Here is a 694-nt window from a genome sequence, read left to right as displayed (position 1 = left end):
CGCCGCCCCCGACGATCACGATCCGGCGCGGTTCGCGCGCGAGGGCGGGCGTGAGGAACGCCGAGGGGTCGAGGCCTTCCACCAGCGCCGCGTGGACGGACGCGCTCAGCACGTCGGGCCTCCCACGGGCAGGGGCGCGGCGGGGCGGGAACTTCGTCGCATCGTGGACCTCCGGGAGGGAACGCGCGGGTCCCGCCGAAGCTGACGGGACGTGTGAGCGGGACGAACCAACCCTGAGTGTGCGGCAGGGAGAGAGGAGAAACGTCGCAGAACGCTTAAGGTCACGTGAGGATCCCTTGAGTGTTACCGTGACGCCACGAAAGCGGAGGTGGGAATGAAGATCGCGGCCTTCGGGGACGTCCACGGCAACCGTCACGCGCTGGAGGCGATCGTGCGGGACATCGGCTGGTTCACGCCGGACGTGTGGGTGAACCTCGGCGACAGCCTCTACGGCGGCGCGGACCCGGCGGGCGCGTGGTCGCTGCTGACGGAACTGCGGGAGCGCCATCACCTCGTGGAGGTGCGCGGCAACACGGACGAGCGGCTCGGCACGCCCCTCGCGGAGGTCACCGAGAAGCGCCGCATGCTGGAGTGGCTGCACTCGGTCCTGCCCCGGGGCGCGGGCGAGTTCGTGGGCGCGCTGCCCCTCACGCGCGAGCTCGCCGACGGCGAGGTGCTCGTCGCGCACGGCAGC

The 694-nt window shown here is 71.9% G+C and carries 1 protein-coding gene; it reads left to right on the top strand.

The window, feature by feature from the left end; all coding sequences use genetic code 11:
- Positions 1–334: 334 nt before the first annotated feature.
- A partial coding sequence (locus DEIPI_RS0102175) for a metallophosphoesterase family protein (RefSeq protein WP_027480716.1) occupies positions 335–694 on the top strand: 360 nt, incomplete at its 3' end.

This window comes from Deinococcus pimensis DSM 21231 (genome assembly GCF_000519345.1).
GTDB classification, from domain to species: Bacteria; Deinococcota; Deinococci; order Deinococcales; family Deinococcaceae; genus Deinococcus_A; species Deinococcus_A pimensis.
This window is presented reverse-complemented; position numbering and strand designations above follow the sequence as displayed.